The sequence below is a fragment of the Nakamurella sp. PAMC28650 genome, from assembly GCF_014303395.1.
Taxonomy (GTDB): domain Bacteria; phylum Actinomycetota; class Actinomycetes; order Mycobacteriales; family Nakamurellaceae; genus Nakamurella.
Genome location: NZ_CP060298.1, coordinates 2,098,703 through 2,119,791 on the forward strand (window position 1 = coordinate 2,098,703; position 21,089 = coordinate 2,119,791).

General features: G+C 68.6%; 19 protein-coding genes and 1 pseudogene. 4 read left to right on the plus strand and 16 right to left on the minus strand.

Going from position 1 to position 21,089, the window contains the following annotated elements; genetic code table 11:
• Nucleotides 1–12: 12 nt before the first annotated feature.
• From H7F38_RS26605 to H7F38_RS09530, 4 genes and pseudogenes are all read right to left on the minus strand, one after another.
• Nucleotides 13–462, minus strand: a pseudogene (locus H7F38_RS26605) (ATP-binding protein); the annotation flags it as partial.
• Between the two features lie 831 nt (nt 463–1,293).
• Nucleotides 1,294–1,518 (minus strand): hypothetical protein, encoded by a 225-nt coding sequence (locus H7F38_RS09520; RefSeq protein ID WP_187093855.1) that lies wholly within the window; start codon nt 1,516–1,518, stop codon nt 1,294–1,296.
• Nucleotides 1,519–1,761: 243 nt separating this feature from the next.
• On the minus strand, nt 1,762–1,932 hold the full coding sequence (locus tag H7F38_RS26610) for an AraC family transcriptional regulator (protein ID WP_370531310.1): 171 nt from the start codon (nt 1,930–1,932) through the stop codon (nt 1,762–1,764).
• Nucleotides 1,865–2,674 (minus strand): AraC family transcriptional regulator, encoded by an 810-nt coding sequence (locus H7F38_RS09530; protein WP_187093857.1) that lies wholly within the window; start codon nt 2,672–2,674, stop codon nt 1,865–1,867. Before H7F38_RS09530 ends, H7F38_RS26610 begins: the two co-directional genes overlap by 68 nt.
• Nucleotides 2,675–2,840: 166 nt before the next feature.
• On the opposite strand from H7F38_RS09530, the gene H7F38_RS09535 reads away from it, so the two are divergent.
• A complete protein-coding gene (locus H7F38_RS09535; protein ID WP_187093858.1) occupies nt 2,841–3,179 on the plus strand; it encodes a transposase in 339 nt (112 codons plus the stop codon).
• On the opposite strand, the gene H7F38_RS09540 is transcribed toward H7F38_RS09535, so the two are convergent.
• A complete protein-coding gene (locus tag H7F38_RS09540; RefSeq protein ID WP_187093859.1) occupies nt 3,137–3,925 on the minus strand; it encodes a tyrosine-type recombinase/integrase in 789 nt (262 codons plus the stop codon). The two genes, H7F38_RS09535 and H7F38_RS09540, sit on opposite strands and share 43 nt — an antisense overlap.
• Nucleotides 3,926–4,681: 756 nt before the next feature.
• A complete protein-coding gene (locus H7F38_RS09545) occupies nt 4,682–4,870 on the minus strand; it encodes a hypothetical protein (RefSeq protein ID WP_187093860.1) in 189 nt (62 codons plus the stop codon).
• Here H7F38_RS09545 and H7F38_RS09550 point away from each other — a divergent pair.
• Nucleotides 4,839–8,471: an RICIN domain-containing protein gene (locus tag H7F38_RS09550; RefSeq protein ID WP_187093861.1), complete on the plus strand. Its 3,633-nt coding sequence runs from the start codon at nt 4,839–4,841 to the stop codon at nt 8,469–8,471. The two genes, H7F38_RS09545 and H7F38_RS09550, sit on opposite strands and share 32 nt — an antisense overlap.
• Nucleotides 8,472–8,525: 54 nt before the next feature.
• On the opposite strand, the gene H7F38_RS09555 is transcribed toward H7F38_RS09550, so the two are convergent.
• From H7F38_RS09555 to H7F38_RS09575, 5 genes are all read right to left on the minus strand, one after another.
• Complete coding sequence (locus tag H7F38_RS09555) at nt 8,526–8,930, minus strand: response regulator transcription factor (RefSeq protein ID WP_222618565.1); 405 nt, start codon at nt 8,928–8,930, stop codon at nt 8,526–8,528.
• A 1-nt stretch (nt 8,931) separates the two neighbouring features.
• The gene (locus tag H7F38_RS09560; RefSeq protein ID WP_187093862.1) at nt 8,932–9,600 is read right to left on the minus strand and encodes a response regulator transcription factor; all 669 of its coding nucleotides are present in this window, start codon (nt 9,598–9,600) and stop codon (nt 8,932–8,934) included.
• Nucleotides 9,597–11,027 carry a hypothetical protein gene (locus H7F38_RS09565; RefSeq protein WP_187093863.1) on the minus strand — a complete coding sequence of 477 codons (1,431 nt, stop codon included), beginning with the start codon at nt 11,025–11,027 and terminating at the stop codon, nt 9,597–9,599. The genes H7F38_RS09560 and H7F38_RS09565 overlap by 4 nt, the downstream gene beginning before the upstream one ends.
• Complete coding sequence (locus H7F38_RS09570; protein ID WP_187093864.1) at nt 11,024–13,240, minus strand: sensor histidine kinase; 2,217 nt, start codon at nt 13,238–13,240, stop codon at nt 11,024–11,026. Before H7F38_RS09570 ends, H7F38_RS09565 begins: the two co-directional genes overlap by 4 nt.
• A gap of 111 nt (nt 13,241–13,351) precedes the next feature.
• Nucleotides 13,352–13,657, minus strand: coding sequence for a YdhR family protein (locus H7F38_RS09575; protein ID WP_187093865.1), 306 nt, complete (start codon nt 13,655–13,657; stop codon nt 13,352–13,354).
• Nucleotides 13,658–13,897: 240 nt separating this feature from the next.
• On the opposite strand from H7F38_RS09575, the gene H7F38_RS09580 reads away from it, so the two are divergent.
• The gene (locus H7F38_RS09580; protein ID WP_187093866.1) at nt 13,898–14,566 is read left to right on the plus strand and encodes a hypothetical protein; all 669 of its coding nucleotides are present in this window, start codon (nt 13,898–13,900) and stop codon (nt 14,564–14,566) included.
• Nucleotides 14,567–14,807: 241 nt separating this feature from the next.
• Here the strand turns inward: H7F38_RS09580 and H7F38_RS09585 are convergent, their stop codons facing one another.
• From H7F38_RS09585 to H7F38_RS09605, 5 genes are all read right to left on the minus strand, one after another.
• Nucleotides 14,808–15,590 carry a hypothetical protein gene (locus tag H7F38_RS09585; RefSeq protein WP_187093867.1) on the minus strand — a complete coding sequence of 261 codons (783 nt, stop codon included), beginning with the start codon at nt 15,588–15,590 and terminating at the stop codon, nt 14,808–14,810.
• Nucleotides 15,591–15,608: 18 nt separating this feature from the next.
• On the minus strand, nt 15,609–16,898 hold the full coding sequence (locus H7F38_RS09590; RefSeq protein WP_187093868.1) for a hypothetical protein: 1,290 nt from the start codon (nt 16,896–16,898) through the stop codon (nt 15,609–15,611).
• A gap of 55 nt (nt 16,899–16,953) precedes the next feature.
• Nucleotides 16,954–18,162, minus strand: a complete 1,209-nt coding sequence (locus tag H7F38_RS09595; RefSeq protein ID WP_187093869.1) for a hypothetical protein — start codon at nt 18,160–18,162, stop codon at nt 16,954–16,956.
• A gap of 316 nt (nt 18,163–18,478) precedes the next feature.
• Complete coding sequence (locus tag H7F38_RS09600) at nt 18,479–19,708, minus strand: nucleotide disphospho-sugar-binding domain-containing protein (protein WP_187093870.1); 1,230 nt, start codon at nt 19,706–19,708, stop codon at nt 18,479–18,481.
• Nucleotides 19,709–19,741: 33 nt separating this feature from the next.
• A complete protein-coding gene (locus tag H7F38_RS09605) occupies nt 19,742–20,611 on the minus strand; it encodes a bifunctional diguanylate cyclase/phosphodiesterase (protein WP_187093871.1) in 870 nt (289 codons plus the stop codon).
• Between the two features lie 127 nt (nt 20,612–20,738).
• On the opposite strand from H7F38_RS09605, the gene H7F38_RS09610 reads away from it, so the two are divergent.
• Nucleotides 20,739–20,888 carry a hypothetical protein gene (locus H7F38_RS09610; protein ID WP_187093872.1) on the plus strand — a complete coding sequence of 50 codons (150 nt, stop codon included), beginning with the start codon at nt 20,739–20,741 and terminating at the stop codon, nt 20,886–20,888.
• The last annotated feature ends 201 nt before the right edge of the window (nt 20,889–21,089 follow it).

The following is a 21,089-nucleotide window of genomic DNA, read 5'->3' on the forward strand; positions in this document are numbered from 1 at the left end:
CCAGACGGCTATCGCATCCGCCCAGTGCAGATCTTCGAGGACCACTAGAGCTGGTGCGGACGAGGCCAATGCGCCGGCCACCGACTCGAGCTGCTCCCACCTGCGCTCCTGCGCCCCCAGGGACGGATCGACGATCGGCACAATACCGAGCGCGCGATAGACCCCCCGCCACAGCTCCATCGGCTGGCGCAGTTCGGGATCGGCCTCACCTCGAAGTACCCGCAATCCAGCGTCCCGCGCGATGACTGATCCCTCGTCGGCCAGACGCGTCTTGCCGATGCCAGCCTCGCCTACCAGCAGAACGATCGTCGGCCGACCTATATCGGCAGCGCCAAACGCTGACCGCATCGCTGCCAGCTCGCCGTCACGACCAACGATGGCATGGTCATTCGACCGCAGGGACGGGAGCGGGTGCAGCCCAGGGGTGCGCTTCGGGAACGAAGACGCCGTCAACAGACCCATGACACGGCGCGATCAACGAGGTCCACAGCGTCCTCTCCAATAAGGTCACCTCCAAGGATGCTACGAGATCCGCCGCTGTCAAGTCTTTGGAGTTGCCGGCCGGGTCGGCGGTGATTTCGGTGCCGCGGCAGCGGCAGATCTCCGGGCGCCAAGGGGTCGTGTCCTGTGAACTCGCGCGGTAAGTGGTCCAGTTTTTTTGGGCACGGTCCATGGCCGTTGTTTGCGACTTATCTGACCGCATCACCATCACCGGGCGTTGCATTTGAGCAGCGGTTCGGCACACAGCCAGATAGCGTGGAAAGATTTTAGCCGGATTAATCGCCAATTCGCGGCCGAAGCACTCGACTACATCGAAAGCCGTCTTGCGGAGCTCCTCGCCAGGACTAACGACCTCACCGGCTCGCCACGGCCCTGACCAACAGCCGATTCCGGAAATGATCCCGCTCGGCAACGTCTCCGCTGGGCGGCCGCCGCCGCGGCCGCGGTTTGCAACCCGAACGGTCCGTTGGCTGCCGGCCGAGGGCCGGAGTAGGTTGCTGGACCATGAGCGGTCGGCGGTCGAAGGCATTGCTGTGTGTCGGCTCGGTCTGCACCACTACGTCGACTTCCCGATCCGAATCCGGAGAGCGGCGGGTTGGAAAAGCAGGGCTATGTCGCGTGTACGCGATGTACGAAGGAGAAGGATAAGCGCGCGTATCTCTCCCGATCCGGGAAGTGGGGGATGCCCGCAGGCCGACGTCCCACGGTGGCCGGCGGGCAACCGCTGCACAAGTGGAGAAAACCGAAGGATTAACTGTGGCCGATCACCGAGCCCCGACAGGAGGCCAGCGCCTACCTCCTTGATGGCCGCGAACAGGCCGCGAATCCGGCGACGGCCGGGTGCGATGAGGTCGCCTCGGCGCAGTCGGCGGCACTGCCGGACGTGCTGACCGAGGCGGTGAGCCCGGAGACCACGAACACCACGCCGGAGACCCAACGGATCGTCTGGATCCCCGAAGTGATCGGAATCAGCGCGAGCCGGACGAGTCTGATCAACAGCGTGATTAGCCGATCCATCGGGGCACCCACTGGAGGGCTGGAAGGCGGGTTGGGGATTTTGCCATCAAAAGAGCTTGGCATGGCCTCGTAGGCCCATCTCGACGTGCAAGCCCCTGGCACCCTTGGCCATCCATGACCGGGATCGATCAAAGCTGACGGCGACCGTCGTGGTGACGGCCCTCGAGACCTAAAATTGCTGCGCGCTCTGGTCGTCGGTGCGCCCGTATCGGCTTCAGAAGCCGACGCATAGACGGTGAGCGGCTATGGTCTCGAAGTCTTGAACTCGCTTGGCGTTCTGCCGACGATCAGTTTGAAGCGACGGGCGAAGTGACTTTGGTCGGCGAAGCCGGTTGCCGCTGCCGCGTCAGCGATCGAGATATCGCCCCCGACGTAGAAGACGTTTGGCTTCATCGATACGTGTTCGCTCAACATATCGCGTGGGTGACATCCCGACTTCACGAGTGAACGTGCGAGAGAAGTAAAAGCGGCTGAGACCCGATACGGCAGCGAGATCAGAAAGCCTCAGGGTTACACCAGGGTGCTGATGAATGAACTCAAGAGCTCGATTCATAGCGCCGGACGAAGGCGTTACAGGCCGGTGGCTCACTGTAACGATACTATCGGTGTAGGTCCGCAGAATATGCGCAGTAAGTATGCCCGTGATGGATTCCAGAATGAGATGACGTGTCGGGTGGGGGGCCAATGCGAGTTCGGCACTCCATATTTTCGCGGCGTGGAAGAGGAACGGGTCGTCCAAGCGAAAATTGTTGGAAACAGCATGGGTTTGTTGTCTGATGCCTATCTCGCTGGCAAGTTCGGCAAGGTCTCCCGGGGTCACGGCGATCCGAACGTGGTCCGGTAGGGCGCCGTCCCATTTCGACTCGAGCCCTGCCGGCATCACAGAGATTTCTCCAGCCCGAGCCGGGCCCTCGTAGACGGCGCCACTGCGGCTCTGAACCAGGTGGGGCGAGTCTGCCAGGCAAACGACAAACACGTGGTGGTCGCGGGCTGGAGCAACCATGCCATCGGCAACGAAGCCACGAAGGTGGTCCAGCGCCACGCCACGTGAGCTCTGCGGACCGCTGCTGGCCACCAGTCGAGAGCTACCCAGCTCGCGTCGGGCGAAGGCGAGGCTGGTCGGGCCTCCAGCAATTTTCGACACCCGCACCTCCACGTCGGACCTCCACCTGAGGTCTGGTAGCGACGGTACCGCCTGATGCGAGGAGGCGAAGACGAATGCTGGGCAGCAAGAAACGACGAAGGGTTGGGCAAGTGAGGTTCCCCTGGTGTGGTGGACATCGATCTAGCGGGGCTGTTGGCCCTGCTGGGAGGATGTGCACATGTCCAAATCCCGTCGGTCGTTCACGGTCGAGTACAAGGTGGAGGCCGCGCACCGGGTCATCGACACCGGCAGGACGGTCTCCGAGATGGCCCGGGAGATCGGTGTTGGTGAGCAGTTGCTGGGTCGTTGGGTTCATGACGAACGGGTCCGCACCGAGGCTGCTACGGCGAACGGGACAGCGCCGTTGACCGGCGCGGAACGGGCCGAGCTGGTGCGTCTGCGTCAGCAGGTCGCCGACCAGAAGGACGACCTGGCGTTCCTAAAAAAAGCGTCGGCTTATGCGGGTGATAGTTGTCAAGGACGAGCGTCGTCCAGTTTGTTGAGGAGTGTCAGGTAGACCTTTTGGCGATGTGGTTCTGGTCGTTTGGTGGCGTTGTTCAGTTGTCGGGTCAGCGTGGTGCGGTGTTCTTCGGTGGTGGCGAAGTGGGTGCAGGATTCGCAGATCGTTTCGTAGTGGCAGTCGAGTTCGACCGGGCGGGCGCAGAAGGCGTTGCCGAGCATGCGGCGTTGGTGTTCGGCGCGGAGTTTCCGCATCTGTGCGGGTTCGTCGGCGGCTGGCAGGACGGCGGGCTTCTGTTGCTGGTAGAGGGCCTGGACCTTTTCGGTGACGGAGAAGTATTGGTCGGCAACGGTTTTGTCGGCGATCCGGGCGTAGACGAGCGTCATTGTCATTGTCTTGTGCCCGAGGAGCGCGGAGATCGCCTCGAGGGACATGCCTCGGTTCCTCGCCTGGGTGGCGAGGGTGTGGCGCAGTTGGTGGGCGTGAACGTGCCCGATCCCGGCGGCTGTCGCGGCGGTGTGGATGGCGTAGTCGTCGCCGGGGATCGGCCGGCCGGCCGCCCGGAGCGCCACCACCCATGGCCCGCGGTCGGTCTCGGTGCCCACGAAGACGAGGTCGGCGGCATGCTCAGTGCTCAGCTCGGCCCAGTCGGCGGGGGCGTGTTGCGCGATCAAGGCGTGCAGACGGGCGATCCCTTCCAACCCTTCCGGGAGCCTGGCCTTGCTCAGACGCCGCCCTGTGTCGTCCTGGATCTCGATGTCGTGGTGGTCTTCGGCCCAATCGTCACCGATCATCAACAGCATTGGCCCCAGCTCTCCCTGTCCGTGTCTGGCTCGTGGGCAACACGCGGCAGCATGCGGAGGCTTCTGCGACCTAATGAACAAGTGCTCACGTCGACAACCCGGCACGACATCTCATCAGCAGTTCGAGCCGCCGGCAACCGGTGGGCGCACGGACTACCAATAGGCATCCCCAAATTGGCGGTGCCTGGGCTATTGGAGTGCTTACCCACCGGCCGCTGTCGCAACCAAGCCTTCCACAGACAAGGCCCGATTGCTCTCATTAGGTCTCTTGAAGAATCACTCGGTGACCGCCCTCGCTTCGGCTACGACACGCCAGCAGATCAGGTACGGGCCGCCCGCTCTTCGACACAATCGATGAACCCCTCGAACTCGACGTGCTCAAACAGCGCTCGTTCGACTGCGCGAACACCGCTCTGACAGCCCTCGAGCGACCAGCACGCGCCCCATTCGGCGGGGGTGCACGCACCACCATCGACAGGCACCTGTCCACACCATGGATTCCCCCGGGGGCGTCGGCGAACGTAGGTGGCACACCGCCACCACTACCGAAGGAACGCCGATGTTCCCCCCCTCGACCGACACTCCCCACCGGCTGCGCGCCACCTCGCGGGCACTGATGGTCCTCCTGCTCACCGTGCTGCTGATGGCAGCACTGACCCGACTACCCGGCCGGAGCGCGTCGGCGAGCACCCCCATTAATTCGACAGCAGTTGCCCGGCAGATGATGTCGTCCGCGATCAGGTCGGCGAACACCGGTCAGCCGGGCAGCCCGGCAACTTCTCCCGGGCGACCCACGACGCCCGCCAGCACGGCAGTCCCCACGCTGCCGACGCGCACCACGAACGCTCCGACGACCACGAACGGCGCCCGCGCCACGAACGCTCCGACGACCCCGACGAAGAGCAGTGCGGCGGTGACCACCACCAGCGTCCGGCTGACGAACACCCCGACGACCAGCACCCCGATGGCCCCGACGACCCCGACGACCGGTACCCCAGCCCTGTCGAAGCTGTATTCCCCGTCGGCCGCGGCACGGACCTTCCTTGCCGGACTGCATCTCTCGTTCGGCAGCGGTCCGCTGACCGGCACTCTGGTCGGCCACGTACTGACGGTCGCGATCAGCGCGCCGGTACTGCCGATCGCGTTGCCGATCGGTGGCCAGTCCATCAGCTTCACCGGCGCCACCCTGACCATCGACGAGTCCACCGACACCCTCACCGTGGCTGCGTCCGTCGCCGCCTCCGGCGGGATCGGCGGCACGCTAACGGTGTCCATCGCGCACGCCTCCACCACCACGCTGACCGCCACGACCACCACCCACCACACCGATCTGTCCGCAACCGTCGACATCACCGGTGTGTCGCTGTTCGGTGCACGAGTCGAACTGGTCGGCACACTCGGCTACACCGCCGGCAAGCCGACGGCCGCGCTGACCGGCACGTTGACCTCCGACACCGTGATCGCCGCCGGCATCCTCACCTTGTCCGCCGGTACGACCGTCACGCTGTCGACCGCGACCGGCCTGATGCTGGCCGGTTCGGCCGTGCTCGGTTCGGGCAGCGCGGCGTTCACCGTCGCCGTCACGGGTGCCGTCACCGACCTGAAGAACTGGTCCCTGTCGGTGAACGACGCCACCAACGCGCCGTCGTTCTCGCCGGTCAGCGGCCTGACCATCAGCCCGTCGCTGTCCGGCACCATCATGGACACCAAGGGCACCGTCACCTTCGACGTCAGCAGCGACGACGTCGCGTCCTGGACCGTGGGCGGCGCGACGATGGCGCTGCACCACATCGAGGTCTCCGACCAGGCGACCCCCGCCGGTCTGTCCTGCCCGGCCACCAAGGACGGCCAGCTCTGGTTCGACATCCAGGGCACGCTGACCGATTCGGTGGTCGGCGCGTCGGCCACGGCGCAGGCCTGCATCGCACCGGCCGCCCGGGCCTTCACCATCACCACCACCGCCCCGTCGAGCCTGCTGCCCGGTTCGCAGGGCTTCTCGATCAGCGGCGCGAGTCTGCGGGTCGACGGCAAGCTGGCCAACGCTGCGACCGGCGCCGCCGCCTCGGTATCGATCACCGCTTCCGGCACCCTCACCACCACCGCCGGTCTCCCGCACCCGTTCAGCCAGCAGGTGGCAATCTCGCTCTCCTCCGACGGCAGCTTCATCGCCTCCTCGACGGTGGACCTGGCAACGCTCGGCCTGGGCGCCACCGGCAGCACCGGCACGCTGCTGCTGTCCAGCGCGAAGGTGAAGAACTTCGACCCCACCACGGTCGGCTCCACCGGGAACCCGTTCACCCTGCCGGCCGGCATCACCGTCCTGCTGGCCTACACCCCGACGGCCGATGTGAAGCAGGCGCTGAGCTCGCTGAAACTCCCGGTACCCACCGCCATCACCGCCCGGGCTTCCCTGTCCAGCACCGGGTTCTCGGCCACCATCGACCTGCCGTTCGGTCCGGGCACCAGCGGCGTCCTGCTGTTGGGTAGGGACTCCCTGGGCGGCGGCGCGGCGTACGTCAACGACCTCACGCTCGGGATCAAGTTGTCGGCGACCAGCGGGACGCTGACCGTCGGCGGGTCGGCCTACCTGGTGCTGCCGCCGCTGTACCCGGGGTCCAGTGGGTCGCAGGTCGAGGTGACGCTCAGCGGCTCGCTGCGGCTGACCGCCACGGCGGTGTCGGTGTCGATCGGGTTCGACTTCGCCGGGGTGAGCGGGCCGTGGACCGACGCCTTCGGCATTCCTGGACTGTCGGTCGACGAGCTGGCCGGGCAGATCGGTGTCGAGGACAGCGAGGAGACCCTCGGCATCCCCACGCCCACGTTCTCGTTCCTGGTCAACAACCTGGTCCTGCCGACGACCTGGGCCAAGGCGATCGGGATGCTGCCCGGCACGATGGTCTCGCTGAGCCTGGCCCTGGACCTCGCCAACCCGATCGCCGCCATCTCCATCAGCGGGCCGACGCCCGGCGCGGTGGCCCTGGAGCCGTTCAGCGTCGTCAACGACGTCCCTGGCCTGACCAACTACGTGCCGCAGTCGGTGGTGACGGCCGTGCAGCTCAACACCGCACAACTGCTGTTCGCCCCGTTCGGCGGCACCGACGCCGCCGGGAACGCCGTCAACCCCGGCGCCACGCTGGTGTTCGACGCGGTGATCGCCGGCCAGCAGGCGCACGTCGACGCCGCCATCGGGCTGCTGCCCTACCCGAGCTTCACGGCCGACGTCAGCGTGTCCAGCTTCGCGGTCGGCCCGATCAGCCTGAACGGCCCGAAGATGGCCATCACGATGAAGGCCGACCCGACCAATCCGGTCGCCGACGTGTCCTTCAGCGGCGGGTTCACCGACAGCTTCACCGGCACCTCGTTCAACGCCACCATCGACGAGGGCCTGTCGATGTCGCTGGCCCACGCCTCGGTCTCGCTGCAGATCGTCGCCGGGCAGCCGCAGTACATCCAGGCCGGCGCCAACCTGCAGGGTTCGGTCACGGTGGACGGTTCCGGCGCGTCGTTCGCGGCGTCCGGAGCGGCGAACCTGGTGATCGGTGGCCAGCAGCTGGGCAGCGTGCAGTTCAGCTACTCCACCACCTCCGGCGCGCTGTGGCAGCAGCTGCAGGACAACGCCGCGCTGGTCACCGCGGCCTTCAAGAACGCCTACGGCTGGAGCGATGCGACCGCCGCGTCCATCCTGCGGTCGTTGCAGTTCAGCACCGACCAGATCAGCTGGGGACTGACCTACGCCTACAACGACAGCGTGGCGCAGCTGACCACGGTGCTCTACCAGGGTGGGGTCGGCATCGGAACCGCCATCAGCGAGGCACGCAACTGGGTCGGCGCCACCGACGTCCAGATCGCCGGCGCACTGCAGCAGTTGGGCTTCGACCCGAACTCCATCGCCGGACAACTGCAGAACGCGTTCGGTGACGGCGACCGCCGGGTCACCGCGGTGTTCAACCAGCTCGGCTACTCCGCGAGCGACATCGGTTCCGTACTGCAGAACGTGTACGGCGACGGGCAGGCGGCCGTCTACAACTCGCTGCAGTCCGTCGGCGCCGCCGGATCCTCGGCCATCGACCAGCTCTCGGGTCTGTTCAACAGCGGGGCCTACTCCCTGTCCACCCACCCGTGGTACTCGGTGCCGCTGCTGATGGATGTGGCCGGCGGTTCGACCGATCCGGGAGCGACTGTGCTGCAGTGGGTCTGGGACGGCGGACACAACCAGCAGTGGTACGTCCTGCCGACCGACAGCGGGTACGCCGAGCTGGTCAACCGGAACAGCGGGCAGTGCCTCTCGGTGGACGGCGGCTCCGGGTCGGCGGGTGCCGGCCTGGTGCAGCAGCCCTGCACCGGGGACCCGGTCCAGCAGTGGTACCTGAACGTCTACCAGGGCAACAGCGACATCATGGGCCAGACGAAGATCCTGGCCAACCGGGGCACCGGCCTGGTCGCCGATGTCGCGGGAAAGAGCACCACCGATGGCGGCACCATCGACCAGTGGTACGAGAACGACGACTGGAACCAGACGTGGTACTTCGGTCCGGCCGTCGGCTGAGGCTCGAGCGCTGCGTGATGCCCGACGGGGCCGGACCTCCGGCTCCGTCGGGCATCACGCGTCGGGGGTGGTGGCGCCAGGCCGGGCGAGAGCCAGCAGCCGGCCTGGTTCGATGTCCTGCTTCCGGACGAAAGCCACCGCACCGCACGAGAGATGGTCCGCGGGCAGGTCGGCCGCATCGCGGGTGGACAGCAGGATGACGCGCACGTCGGGCTGGCCGGTCAGGATCCGTCGGGTCGCCTCCATCCCGTTGATGCCGGGTAGCTGCACATCCATCAGGATCAGGCCGGGACGCAGCTCCGCGGCCATCCGGACGCTCTCCTCGCCGGACGCCGCCTCGCCGACCACCTGCAGCCCGGGCAGTGAGCGCAGAAGCAACAGGGCGGCGCGGCGGAACACCGGTTGGTCATCCACGATCAGCGCCCGGACCACCTCCGCCCCGCCCGGGGTCTCGCTCACCTCAACGCCCTTCGCCGGCCAGGTACAGCAGCGCCGCCCGCACCCTGGGATGGGTGCTCTGGTCGCCGGTCAGGCCGAGCTTGGCGAAGATCGAGTTGATGTGTTTCTCCACCGCCCGCTGGGTCAGGAACAGTTCCGTCGCGACGGCCTTGTTGGTTCGGCCCTGCGCGACGGCGCCGAGAACCTCCAGCTCGCGCGGGCTGAGCTTGGCCAGCCCCTGGTCGCCGCCCTTGGAGCGCACACTGACCAGGGACTCGATCACCTTCGGGTCGATCGCCGATCCGCCGGCCGCTACCGCGGTGATGGCTCCGTGCAGGTCGTCCAGGTCGGCGATCCGCTCCTTGAGCAGGTACCCCCGCCCTTCGGTGCCGCGCTGCAACAGCACCCTGACATAGCCGACCTCGACGTATTGGCTCAGCAGCACCACGCCGGTGCCAGGGTGCCGCACTCGGCAGTGCTCGGCGATCCGCAGGCCCTCGTCACTGCGGCTGGGCGGCATCCGGATGTCGGTGAGCACGACGTCCGGGCGGTGCGTGTCGATCAACCCCAACGCATCGTCCAGCGAGCCACCGGCACCGACCACCTGCACATCCGGCAGTGCGGACAGCATGCGCAGCAGGCCCTCGCGGACCAGGATGCTGTCCTCGGCAACCACCAGGTGCAGGCTCATCCGGCACTCGCCGCAGCCTGGTCCGGCGCCGGCACGCTGCCCATCGGCAACCAGCCGCGGATCACCACACCACCGGTCGAGGAGCTCGTGTGCAGCCGACCGTCGAACGCCTCGAGCCGATCGTTGACGGCCAGCAGAACCGGCCCGGGCACGGTGCCCGCCGGGGCGAGTCCGACGGTGCGATCGACCGGGGGATCGACCGGGGGATCGACCGCGACGTCGACCGGGGGATCGACCGTGACATCGACCGGGACATCTACCGGGAGATCGACCGTGAAACCGACCGCGTCGGGCTCGAACCGCAGCTCCACCCGGCGACCGGAGCCCGGTGCTGGTGCGGCCGCCCGTAGCAGGGTGACGATGCAGAAGTACAGGCAGGTCTCCCACTCCCGCGCGGCGTGCAGCCGGTCGGGGTTCCCGACGACGTCGAAGACGACAGGTTCTCCGGCGAGGTCGGCCCACGAACGCAGGGACGCCGGCAACCCGTCCTCGTCCAGCCGCGGCGGGAAAATGCCGCGGGCGATGGACCGGAGGGTGTCCAGGGCGCCGGCCAGAGCTGTCGAAGCCTCCGTCAGCGCGGCCAGCGCCGCCGGCGGCAGCGGTGTGCCCGCCGGGGCCGCGGCCAGCCGGCTGACGGTGGCGGCGGCGGTGCGCACGGCGGGTATCACCCGTGCGTCGACCTCGGCCTGCAAGCGGGCCTGCTCGATCGACCGGACCGCCCGGAGCCGGACCTGCGAGGTGCGGAGCTGCTCGTTGACCAGCTGCAGATCGGCCACCCGGCGGCGGAGCTCCCAGGTCTGCTTCACCGTGCTCATCGCCAATCCGGCGGTCCCGGTGAGTTGCTCCAGCCGGCGCCGGTCGGGCCCGACCCCGACGTCGTTGTCCACGACGACCTCGCCGACGGCAGCCCCGAGATGCCGGATCTGCATGGTCAACGGCTCGGTCGGCAGCGGCGCGGCCGGTGGCCAGACCTGGGTCCACCGATCGTTCCCGTCCAGCGCGATCCGCACCTCGGTCCGGGCCGAGTGCGTACTGCGGCCCAACGATTCCGCCAACCGGGGCACCACCTCGTCGACCGGCAGCGCAACAGCCAGCTGCCGGAGCAGCATCCGCATCGAGTGGTAGCTGCTGTTCCCGCCGAACCGGAGGCGGTCGGCCATCCGCTCCAGGGGGCCGCGCAGCAGCCACAGCACGGCGCAGGTCACCACGGTCCACCCGGCGACCAGGGCAGGACCCGGCTGATCCTGCGGGCGGAGCAGCCGGAACACCGCTGCGGCGGTGGCGAACAGCAGCAGTGCCACCGCGAATCGCAGCACGGCCGGTACCGCCAGCAGCCACTGGTGCCGAAGTGGCGCGGCCATCCGGTCGGGCGGTCCGATCCGCCCCGAGGACCCGGGGCCGCGTTCCAGCCGGTGCGAGGCGGTCATCCGGTCGGCTCCGGAACCCGTTGGCGGGGAATCGATCCACTGACCCGGGTGCCCTGTCCCGGTGCCGACTCCACCGCCATCATCCCGCCGACCAGGGTCAGCCGGCGGAGCAGCCCGGGGATGCCGCCGCCGCGGTCCGCGAGCGCGGCGGGGTCGAAGCCGCGGCCGTCGTCCGACACCGCGAAGCGGATCTGTTCCTCGTCCCGGGCCACGACCACGTCCACCCGGCTTGCGTGCGAGTACTTGGCGGCGTTCTGCAGGGCCTCGACGCAGCAGAAGTACACGGCGGTCTCGGCCTCCCGCACCCCGATCGGCGGTTCCGCCCCGAGGTCGGGCCCTGCACCGGGCGCGCCTCCTGCCGCCGGATCCGGCATCTCGACGGTGACCCGAAGGCCCGACGCCGCAGCGACGTCGGCAGCCTTGCGGAGCGCCCCGGGCAGGCCGAGCCGGGCGAGTTCCGCCGGCTGCGGGCCGGTGGCCACTTCGGTCAACCGGGTCCGGGCGGTTTCGAGGACCTGCTCGAGCTGCCGCAGCTCGGCCGCCGAATCGGGTGCGTAGGCCAGGGTTCGGAGCCCGATGATGCCGGCGACCAGCGCCTGCTGGGCACCGTCGTGCAGATCCCGCTCGAGACTGCGCCGCTCCCGGTCGAAGGCTGCGACCAGCCGCCGGCGGGCCCCCCGCAACTGGTCGGCGGAGACCGCCAGCTCCTGCGCCCGGCGGCTCAGCGAGATCCCCAGCAGGGCGTTGTGCAGCAGCAGCCCGGCGTGCGCGGCGATGTCGCCGAGAAACGACCGGTCGGCCGCGGTCAGCCGGGCTCCGGGGCGGACGGTCACCGTCAGCGCGCCCAGTACCTCGCCGTGGTAGGACACCGGCCAGGTGTCGGCTCCCAGCAGCCGCTGCAGCATCGGCTCGTCGATCGAGGCGCCGGCCACCGGCAGGGCGATCTGGGCCTCGCCGGTCGCCGCGACCAGCCGGTCGCCGTCCACCAGGTAGAGCGCCGCCGTGCCGGCCCGGGTGGACGCGACGGTGACCCGCTCCACCTGCTCCAGACCGCCCGCCGGGGTCAGCACGGCCATTCCGGTGGCCAGTTCCTGCAGTGCCTGCGCAGGACTGGTGACCTGCCCGTAGACCACGCGATTCGCCCAGCCGCCGGCGGCGGTGCGCAGCGGCTCGAACGCGGCGACCACCAGGGCCAGGGCCAGCACCGACCACCACAGCCGGTCCCTAGCCACCGTGCCGGCCGTCATCGCCACCAGCAGGTACGCGGCGCCGGCCACACCGCCCAGCACCCCGTACACCAGGATGCGGGCCAGCACCCGGTCGAGATCCCACAATCGATGGCGGATCATCGCCGCGCACAACACGATCGGCACCAGGGCGAACGCCGCCGGGAAGACATTCTGCGCCGCGGCAGCCACGGACCCGAACAGCTCGCCCGGTGCGACACGGGACACCAGCCACCCGCCCAGGAACACCACCGACGTGGCCGCCGCCGGCAGCAGACCAGCGATCAACAACCTGCTCGCGGCGCGCGCGGGTGCATCCACCGCGGGATCCGCCAGCCGGAGCAGCTGCGCGCCCCCGCCGACGATCGACACGATGACCCCGAAGAAGAGGACGAAGAACACCGGATGGGTCAGAAAGCTGCTCCACCAGCAGATCAGCGCCACCGCGGCGGTCAACGCGGCCGCCCACGCCCATCCCGGCCCGGGCACGGCGCGCAGCGGCCGGGGAAGGCGTCCGTCCGGGAACAGCACGACCGCCCACAGGTACGACACGCCGGACGCCACGTGAAAAGTGAAGTGCAGCAGCGCCACCGGCCACGGATTACCGAGGATGTGGAACGCGCGGTGGCTCGGGCCGTTGAACGTCGCCGCCGTGCCCAACAGCGCTGTGGCCAGCAGTCGGGCTTCCAGCGCATCCGGCAGTCGAGCGAACAACGCGAGCCCGAGGCCGACATTCAATGCACTGAATCCATAGTCCAGTGCGGCCTGCCAGGGGGGCACCAACGGCATCATCGGATCGTCGGCCAGCACCCGGTGGGCGCCGACCGCCAGCGGGCCGGACCCGGAAGCCATGCTCAGCAACCAGCCGTGCACCGTCCCCACGGACTGGGCCAGGGTCGGCAGCAGACCGAGCAGCAGCCAGCAGGCGAGCCCGAACGCATAGCCGCAGAAGAGCAACCGGAACGCCCACCGAGACGCTCTGGGCATCCAGCCCTCCTCTTTCCGGCAGCCGTCGATGTGACTGCCAGCGCCACGCCGTGCGGCGCACAGAAATCGCCGCAAAAGAAATCATAGTGCCGCCGTCCTCCGAGCAAGTGGTCAGAACTGGCCTCCGGTCACCGTCGTCAGCCCGGCGAGCACCGAGAACTCGCTGACGGCCACACCGGTCAGGTGCGGATCCGCCAGCAACTGCTGGAAGATCGCCCCGGCCCGGTGGGCCCGCATCGCGGCGGAGTCGTCCCACGTGTAGATCCCGCCGTAGACATTCCGCTGTTCGTCGGCCAGCCAGATCTTCGCGCGCAGACCCGGCACCGCCGCGAACACCGGCGCCTGTTGATCGGCGTGTGCCCGGTAAGCGGCGTCGTCGATACCGTCCAGCTCGAAAGTGATGATCTGCAGGGGCATGTCGGGGAATTTCCTTCCGGTCGGGAGCGACGGGCGGCGCCGGGTGCTGCTGCCACCGGCAGATCCCACGGTAGGAACGGTCGGGGCGCGGGGGCTGAGCCCCGGATGAGTCGGACGTGAGCGGGGCGGCTCAGCTTCGCCTCATGTTCGGCTCACCAGCGCAGGCGGTCGGCGTCCTAACGTCTGCGCCAGGAGCTATTCATCCACCTGCGGAGGTCTGGAAAAAAAAAGAATGTCGAAATGATCGAGCAGCACGTGCACCGGCTGCTGGGCGCGATGACCGGCGCGGCCACCACGGCCATGGTGGCGGTCGGCGACCAGCTCGGGCTCTACCGGGCCCTGGCCGATGGCGGCCCCGCCACGCAGGACGAACTGGCCGCCCGTACCCGCATGGCGCCCCGCTACCTGCGGGAGTGGCTGTCCCAGCAGGCCGCCGCCGGATTCCTGACCTACCAGCAGCAGGACGGGCGGTACACGCTGCCGGCCGAGGCCGCAGCGGTCCTGGCCCACGAGGCCTCCCCGGCCTTCCTGGCCGGCGGCGCCACCATCACCCGCGGCTGGTTCGCCGGTATCGACCGTCTCACCGAGGCGTTCCGCACCGGTGCCGGTATTCCCTGGCCGGAGCAGGATCCGGCGGTCTTCGAGGGCACCGAGCGGTTCTTCCGGCCCGGCTACACCGCCAGCCTGACCACCCAGTGGATCCCGGCCCTCCCCGGGGTGGTCGACGCGCTGGCCGCCGGCGGCCGGGTCGCCGACGTCGGCTGCGGACATGGCGTGGCCGCGATCCCGCTGGCCCGTCGCTCCAGGTCCTGGAAGCTCATCCCCAGCACGTCACCGCCGTGGGAGACCCCGGCGTTGTCGATGACCAGGTTGACGACGCCGAACTCGGCCGCGACGGAGTCCGCGTAGGCCAGCACCGCGACCCGGTCGACGACGTCCAGGTGATCGACCGGGCCGCCGGAGTGCCGCCGCCGGCGGCCGCGAGCAACTGGGACGTCTGGGCCAGACCAGCGGCGTCCACGGCGCGGCGGAAAGTGCCTTGGCCGCGCCGGAAGAGCGGCGCCATGACCCACCCCCCACCATCTGGGCAACCCCAGCCGCAGCTGGTCCACCGGGTGCGGAGCCGTCCCGGCGCTATCCCTGCCACGGGTCAGATTCTCATCAGCGCCCGCAGGCTGCCGCCGCGGGGCAGCAGGCTGCGGACGCTCTGTGCGCCGGCGGGGCGCCCGCTGTGCACCAGGAATTCCCGAAGTCGATGCAGGTTCGCCACCCCCACCGCGGGCACGGTCGGTCCCCACGTGGAGTACTTGTAGTCCCAGAAGGCGCTGACCCCGCCCATCACCGCGAAGGTGTAACGCAGGCCGGGCCGGGTCGGGCCCGCTGACCACGATCCTGACGTTCCCTGACTCTCCACCTCCCCCTGGGCGTTCGCGATGCCCGATTCGGTCCACCAGATCAGAAACTTGTCGTACGGCACGGCCGACTGCCAGCTGACGGTGATCGTCGCGTCCCCGGCCAACGTGGCCGGCTCCGGATCCACGCCGGTGATGACCGGTGGGGGCCAGGCCTGGCCGGCAGGCGAGGTAGGCGTCCGGGTGAACAGCGAGGCGACGACGCAGTAGTTGCTCCAGGGTTGTCCGTCGATGGTGCCGTCCACCTTGTCCGTGTTCATCCGCGGGCACACGCTGACCGTGAATGCCGTACCCGCGCGGAGCGCGAGGTTCACCTCGTAGTTGGCTGTGCCGGCCACGAACGCGACGGTCTGCCGTAGATCGGCGAGGCCGCCCACGTCGCCCCCGGCCAGATCGTGGGCGTAGATCTGGATCGTATCCGGCGCGTCGCCGGCGACCTGGAACGCCACGTGAACCGTTGCGGCGTCGGCCTTGATCGGCGCAACCTGGGTTGCGGTCAACCCGACGATCTGGGTTGCCATGGTCTGTCCTTTCCCGAGCTAGGGTCCGGCGATGGGCTCGCCGAATCGGATGTCGCCCTGGATGTATCCGTAGTAGGGGCTTTTGGGGTCCATGCCGGGAGCGTGTTGCAGTCCGTTCCCGCCGAACCACTGGTCCACGATGGCGCCCTGCGACTCCATGTTGAAGGCGTGCCAGGGCGGCCCCGGTGGCCCGTAGTGGTAGGCCTGCCGACCGAGGACGGCCTGGTTGAAGATGCCCGAACACATCAGACCGGGCACGTACCCGTCGGCGGCGGAGGCGTTCTCGATCTGCCAGGCGTGCGTCAGTTCGTGGATTAGCACCTGACCCGGTACCGGATAGCTGCCCGGCAGGATCGCCGTGGTCGGGGCGTCGTAGGCGTTGCCGAGATTGACCAGGATGGTGCCGTCCACGGTGGGGGTGGTGAAGTCACGCCCACCGAGGCCGGAGAGATTGGTGACCCGGATGCGGTCGAAGTCCAGGCGGTCGCCGAACACCCGCCGGGCGAAGCCCACCTCGTCCCCCCACTGGGAAGCCGGATCACCCGACAGCGGCCGGATCTTGATCATCGAATCGACCACCGCGCCGGCTGCGATCCCCACCACGATGGCCGGAACGACGGAGAACGGCCCGTAGATCAGCACGCTCCCCGCCACGACGGCCAGCCCGACGACGCCACCCAGACCCGGCAGCGTCACGCCGGCATTGTCGAGCTCGGAGCCCACCAGCAGGCAGCAGGCGACGCTGGCCCCCAAGGTGGCCGCGGTGACCGCGAACTCGACGAGGACCTCGACCACATCCGTGACGGTGCCGGTGACTCCGGCCAGCTCCTCGGCGTAGTTGACCACCATGGTGCCGCCGCTGATGTCGGGCCAGCCGTTACGGAGAACCTTGATCAGCTTCGGATCCTGACCGACCTCGCTCCAGGAGTCGTTCCGGTCGCCTGGTGTGTCCAGGCCGTAGACGGTGCCGCTGTGCTGCGCAGCCACCGAGAGTCCGCCGCTCGCACCATGGACGACGGCGACCACCCGGTAGGAGTAGGAGAACAGACCACTGGCCTCCATGCTTCCGCTGAAGGTGTAGCTGCCGTCGCTGTTGACCACCAGGTCCACGGTTCCGCCGAGATCGGCACCGGTCACGACCACCGCATGGAACGGCACCGAATCCGGCAGTCGATCCAGCTGCCCGATCAGTTGCCGGACCGATATCGGCGCCTGCACATCCACGAACCCGGCGACCTCCGACAGGTTCAGCGTCTCGGCCGTGGAGAACCTGCGGAGCCGCTGGATGCTGGTCCGCAACGAGCTCATGCCGCAGCCCGCACCGTCCGGGGAAGACGGTCCGGGCGTCGCGTCCGGCGGGAGATCACTGCAGCGCCACCAGGATCGGCAGCAGGCCCTGCCCTTTCGCCAGCGCGCCCAGCGACTTGCCGATGACCGCCCCGAAGGACTGCTGTGGATCGGTCGCCCGCATGGCATGCCCGGGCCTGGACGAGGTGGTCAGCAGGTCACCGACCTCGATCGAGCCGGAATCGGCGTCGACGTTGCACCAGACCTTTCCGTTCAGCGCGAGCGGGAACCGGTCGGGTTGATCCGGGCGTCGATCGAGCACCAGCGCCGGCCGGTAGTTGCCCGCCCCGGAGACGACGCCGGCAACGCGCCGGTCGTAGGGCCGGTCGCTGACCCGGACGTGGTCGAGACCGGCCAGCACCACCACAGATCCGGGACCGGCCAACAGATCTCCGACCAGATGGAACTCTTCGGCCAGGTCGCCACCGGTCAGTTGCACGTCGCCGGTGACCACCACATCCCCGAAGAACCGCCCGGCCACGGGCCCGATACCGGTGACGCCGGCCCCCGTCGGATTGGTCGAGGCAACCGCGCCCACCACACCGCTGCCCGCGGTGACGGCCGTGTACCCGTAGACACCGTTGCCCACCGGCGAGCTCCCGGCGGGAGCGGAACCGCTGGCGTCGTTGAGGCCCAGCACACCGTTGTGTCCGACGTCGTGCGCGAACAGCTGGCCACCGTCGTTGTGATTGCTGTGCCCACGAACGGCGACACCGTTCTCGCTGAACCCGCTGACCCCGGCGTCGGGTCCGTTGCCCTGCACCCCGACCCCCTTTGGCCCGTTGTTGGAGCCGAAGACGCCGGCGCCATCCTGGCTGACGGTGAGGCCGAACACCCCCGCACCACCGGCACCACCACCGGTAACCTCGGCGGTCGAGGTGTTGTTCCCGAAGACACCGACATGCCCGCTGGACCCCGTGGCGGCGTACAGGGCGTCGCCACCGTTGCTGAAAGCCCGCAGCCCATTGCCGTTCTCGCTGAATCCGCTGACCCCGGCGTCAGGTCCGTTGCCCTGCACTCCCACGCCGGTAACTCCGTTGTTGGCCCCGAACACGCCGGGCGCGTTCTGGGTGACGGTCAACCCGAACACGCCGGAGCCGCCCGCACCACCGCCTGCGGTGACATCAGTGGAGGTGTTGTTGCCGAAGAACCCCACATGGGCGCTTGACTGGCTCTCGCTGTAGGCACCGTCCTCGGTTTCCAGCGTTCCGAAATGACCTGGCATGGCATCATCCGATCCGACGCATCAGCGTCTGCAGCACGACACGGAATCTCGATGCTGGTTCCTGATGACGGTTCGGCGGTACGCGCATGCAGCGGTGGCCGGGGTGGTGACCCGCCCGAGCGGCCGCCCCGGCCTGGCCCAATCTGGTTCCTTTGCGGGACTGTGGCGCGAGCGTACCGCCGCTGCCGAGATTCAGCGTGCACTATTTTTCGCGAGATTTTAACGTCGCGACAGGCCACCCGGAAAATTCCGGTCGACTATCGATCAGTGGCCCGGCGACCTCGCCCGTGCGGTCAGCTCGCAGAGGGCTGCGTAGTCACCGACCCATGTGCGCTGTAAGCGTTTCGATCTCCGTGACGGCCTGGGCGGCACCGCCCGCGGCCCGAAAGGCCTGGGCGACGACCAACGCGCCCGCCCGGCACCGCATGGCCTGGTGCACCTTCTCGGCCAACCGCTGTCCAGACAGCCGCCGGGCCGGGAGGCGACTGCCGGCGCCCGCGGTCACCACCCGCCGGGCCACTTCCGACTGGTCCCGGCCGAACGGGACGGCGACCACCGGAACGCCGGCGCCCAACGCCTTCTGCGTCGCCCCCATCCCGGCGTGGGTGATGACGCAGGCCGTCCGGGGAAGAAGCAGGGAATGCGGGATGAATCTCTCGACGCGCGCATTGGGCGGCACCTGATAGTCGTTCGGATCGCCGGCGGGAACGGTGGCGACGACGAAGACGTCCTCGTTGCGCAACCCGTCCAGGGCGGCCGACACCAGCGCACCGTCGTCCTGGAACTCGGTCGACGTGGTGACCACGACGAGCGGCCGGTCGACGTGGTCCAGCCAGCCGGGAAGTTCACCATCCGGGTCGTAGGACACCGGGCCGATCAGCTTGTAGGACGCAGGCCAGTCCGACCGGGGGTATTCGAACGGCTCTGCGGTCAGATACAGGGTGAGCGGTGCGCGGGTCAGCATGTCGGACGCGCCGACCACCGGCAGTGCGCCCAGCGAGCGTCGCACCTGGTTCAGCGGCGGCAGCAGCACCCTTTCGTACCCTCCGACGATCAGCGGCCGGAGCGCCCGATCGCGCAGCCTGCCCAGCAGGTGCCGCGCCGGTGGCAGCCCGGGACCGAAAGGTGGCACATCCCTCGACGGCAGCGGCGCCGGATAGGGCAGCAGCGACGCCCACGGGCCGCCCCAGGTCTCCGCGGCGGCAGCGGCGCCCCAGCAATTGGCATCGACGATGATGAAATCCGGAGCTTCCGTGGCGATGGCCGCGCGCAGGTCGTCGGCTTCGGCGGCGGCTCGTGCTGCGAAGACCGCCAGCGAACGCTTGATCGCCGATATCGAGGACCGGCCGAGGTAGTCGTCGTTGCGGATGCGCTCGATGGCGTCGGCGATCGCGATCGCATTGATGCCTCTACGGCGCAGCGGCTCCACCTCGTCGGCCATCGTGCGAACCGACGCCTGGTGACCGCGGGACGCCAGCTCCAACAGGATCGGCACCAACGGGTACAGATGGCCACGAGCGGGGGAGGTGTAGCCGAGAACCTTCAATGGGATGCTCCTTCTCGAGAAATCACCGCCACGTCAACAGCTGGTTCCGGCCAGGACGCTGTTGCACTGCTCCACCGCGCGGGGAATTTCCTGCGCGGGAACGGGTCGGCTGAACAGATACCCCTGAGCGTAGTCGCAGTCCAGCGCCACCAGCGCTTGGTACTGCGCGGTGGTCTCCACCCCTTCGGCGATGCAGATGGCGCCGATCGCATGGGCTAGGCCGATGACGCTGGCGACGATCGCACTGTCGTCGTGGTGCAGGCCCAGCCCGGCGACGAATTGCCGATCGGCCTTCAGGGCCGCCGCCGGATAGCGTTTGAGGTACAGCAACGAGCTGTAACCGGTTCCGAAATCGTCGATGGCGACCGAAGCTCCCAGACCCCTGATCCGGTTGCACACGATTCTCGCCAGTTCCGCGTCTTCCAGAACGGCGGATTCGGTGATCTCCACCCACAGTCGGTCGGCGGCCAGACCCGAACCCGCGAGCGCTGTCTTGATCGTCTCGACGACATCGGGATGACCGATCTGTCGAGCGGAGAAGTTGACGGCCATCTGCAGATCCAGCCCCTGCTGCGCCCATCGTGCGCCCTGTCGGCAGGCTTCGGTCAGCACCCATGCGCCCAGCGGGTGGATGACGCCGGTCGCCTCGGCGACCGGTATGAAGCTGTCGGGCATCCGGAGGCCGTCGGGATGATTCCAGCGGATGAGTGCTTCGACGCCGACCACGGTGCCGGCGGACAGGTCGACCACGGGCTGATAGTGCAGCACGAATTCGCCGCGCTGGAGGCCCTGCCACAATTCCGCCTCCACCAGCATCCGGTTGGTGACGTCCTTGCGGAGCTCGTCGGTAAACAGCCGGGTCAGGCCCCGGCCGTGGTTCTTCGCGTAGTACACGAACGTCACGTGACGGAGGGGCCCAAGGGGTCAACCGAGCACCAATGTTGCCTCTTTCGACGTCATGGTGGCTCTCAGCGTCGGTCTCCGGTGCTCGGCCCTGGTGGTGCACCCTCCCGGACCTGCCCTCCCAGCGGTGGGTCAGGCGCTCGCGGGGGAGCGCGACGACGATTTGCTCGAGCCGCACGTCCCGCGGCCGACCGTCACGCCGCCCTTGGGCGGATCGACGGCACCGGCCGGCAGTGCGCCGTTTGTCGCCGGGTCGACGAACACTGCGATGGCCTGATGGGCGCGGTCGGTCGACCGTCGGCAACGATGGGCAGCGGAGTACTGACGAGATCGGAGTGGTCGGTTGCCCCGTTCAAGGTCCGCTCACCGGGACGTGTGACCGGGCGGTTCATACGGGAGTCGGCTGGTCACGGTGCTGAGCGGTCTTACCGTGGTGTCATCGACGTCCAGTGACCGTTGCCGAACGGCGAGGCGTCGA

Excerpts from the sequence above, each read along its gene's own strand:
- H7F38_RS09520 (WP_187093855.1), bottom strand. The coding sequence starts at position 1,518 with ATGGATCGGCTAATCACGCTGTTGATCAGACTCGTCCGGCTCGCGCTG.
- H7F38_RS26610 (WP_370531310.1), bottom strand. The coding sequence starts at position 1,932 with ATGTTGAGCGAACACGTATCGATGAAGCCAAACGTCTTCTACGTCGGG.
- H7F38_RS09535 (WP_187093858.1), top strand. The coding sequence starts at position 2,841 with ATGTCCAAATCCCGTCGGTCGTTCACGGTCGAGTACAAGGTGGAGGCC.
- H7F38_RS09540 (WP_187093859.1), bottom strand. The coding sequence starts at position 3,925 with ATGCTGTTGATGATCGGTGACGATTGGGCCGAAGACCACCACGACATC.
- H7F38_RS09560 (WP_187093862.1), bottom strand. The coding sequence starts at position 9,600 with ATGAGCCTGCACCTGGTGGTTGCCGAGGACAGCATCCTGGTCCGCGAG.
- H7F38_RS09565 (WP_187093863.1), bottom strand. The coding sequence starts at position 11,027 with ATGACCGCCTCGCACCGGCTGGAACGCGGCCCCGGGTCCTCGGGGCGG.
- H7F38_RS09570 (WP_187093864.1), bottom strand. The coding sequence starts at position 13,240 with ATGCCCAGAGCGTCTCGGTGGGCGTTCCGGTTGCTCTTCTGCGGCTAT.
- H7F38_RS09575 (WP_187093865.1), bottom strand. The coding sequence starts at position 13,657 with ATGCCCCTGCAGATCATCACTTTCGAGCTGGACGGTATCGACGACGCC.
- H7F38_RS09580 (WP_187093866.1), top strand. The coding sequence starts at position 13,898 with ATGATCGAGCAGCACGTGCACCGGCTGCTGGGCGCGATGACCGGCGCG.
- H7F38_RS09585 (WP_187093867.1), bottom strand. The coding sequence starts at position 15,590 with ATGGCAACCCAGATCGTCGGGTTGACCGCAACCCAGGTTGCGCCGATC.
- H7F38_RS09590 (WP_187093868.1), bottom strand. The coding sequence starts at position 16,898 with ATGAGCTCGTTGCGGACCAGCATCCAGCGGCTCCGCAGGTTCTCCACG.
- H7F38_RS09595 (WP_187093869.1), bottom strand. The coding sequence starts at position 18,162 with ATGCCAGGTCATTTCGGAACGCTGGAAACCGAGGACGGTGCCTACAGC.